We start from the raw sequence: 1,473 nt of genomic DNA on the forward strand, positions 1-1,473 counted from the left end.
AGTCAGCACGACGTTGTCCAGCGCCTTCAGCGCATCCGGCACCTGCGGTTCTTTCTCGAAGACATCGAGACCCGCGCCCGCGATCACGCCGCGTTGCAGGGCATCGACCAGCGCCGCCTCATCCACGACCGAGCCGCGCGCAACATTGATCAGGTAACCATCGGGACCCAAGGCCTTGAGCACTTCAGCATTGATCAGGTGTTTCGTTCCGGCGCCGCCCGGAGTGATCACCACCAGGAAATCCACCGCAGCGGCAAGCGCTGCTGCGGTGGGATGATAGGCGTACGGCAGCTCCGCCTTGGCGGTGCGCGCCGTATAGGCGATGGACATGCCGAAAGCTTCTGCGCGGCTGGCAATGGCCTGCCCGATGCGGCCCAGCCCAACGATGCCCAGCCGGGCACCTGAAACCTTGCGGGCCAGCGGCATCGGACCCTCGGCGGCCCATCGGCCGGCACGCACATAGCGGTCTGCCAGGGGGATGCGCCGCGCCACCGACAGCATGAGGCCCAGCGCGAGGTCGGCGACTTCGTCGTTGAGCACCCCGGGGGTGTGCGTCACGGGGATGCGGCGGTTCAATGCGGCGGGTACATCGACGCCGTCGTAGCCCACGCCGAAGATCGACACCACTTCGAGTGCAGGCAGTTTCTCTATCAGCGCGGCCGTGACCTTGGACTCGCCGCCGCCCGAGATGCCGCGAATCTGCGGCGCGACCATTGCAAACGCCTCGGGGTCCGTCTCGTGCAGGCGGTCGTGCACTACGAAGGCCGCAGCGAGCGGCTCCATCAGGAAAGGCGGGAGCTTGGAGACGGCAAGGATGTGCGGGCGGGACAAGGGAACTACTCCGATCATGGTTTTCACTAAGACAGCGGCCGCAATGGTATGACGATAATACCTTTACACTTTCAGGATTAACCCTACTATTTAGGCCGACAGCACATGACCGACAGCAGCAAACCCAAAAAGAAACCCGAAGAACTGCGCAGCCAGCAATGGTTCGGCCGCCAGGACCGCGACGGCTTTGCCTACCGCAGCTGGGTCAAGGGCAAGGGCGTCCCGCACGACCAGTTTGACGGCAGGCCGGTCATCGGCATCTGCAACACCTTCAGCGAACTGACTCCCTGCAACTCGCACTTCCGCACCATCGCCGAGCAGGTCAAGATCGGTGTCTATGAGGCAGGCGGCTTTCCACTGGAGTTTCCGGTGATGTCGCTGGGCGAGACGCTGCTGCGCCCCACCGCCATGCTGTACCGCAACCTGGCCAGCATGGACGTGGAAGAAAGCATTCGCGGCAATCCGATCGACGGCGTGGTGCTGCTGATGGGCTGCGACAAAACCACGCCCTCCTTGGTGATGGGCGCCTCCAGCGTCGATCTGCCTACAGTGGGTGTCAGCGGCGGGCCTATGCTCAGCAGTAAATGGCGCGGCCAGGAGCTGGGCTCGGGCACCGGCGTCTGGAGCATGAGCGAGCAGGTG

At 64.1% G+C, this 1,473-nt stretch carries 2 protein-coding genes; one reads left to right on the forward strand and one right to left on the reverse strand.

What is annotated here, in order from left to right; all coding sequences use genetic code 11:
* Positions 1-849: 2-hydroxyacid dehydrogenase (locus AC1D1X_RS23125; RefSeq protein WP_477699319.1), on the reverse strand; the 849-nt coding region annotated here is incomplete at its 3' end.
* A gap of 87 nt (positions 850-936) precedes the next feature.
* Between AC1D1X_RS23125 and AC1D1X_RS23130 the strand changes: the two genes are divergently transcribed.
* Positions 937-1,473: dihydroxy-acid dehydratase domain-containing protein (locus AC1D1X_RS23130; RefSeq protein WP_477699320.1), on the forward strand; the 537-nt coding region annotated here is incomplete at its 3' end.

This window comes from Polaromonas sp. P1_G4 (assembly GCF_056405475.1).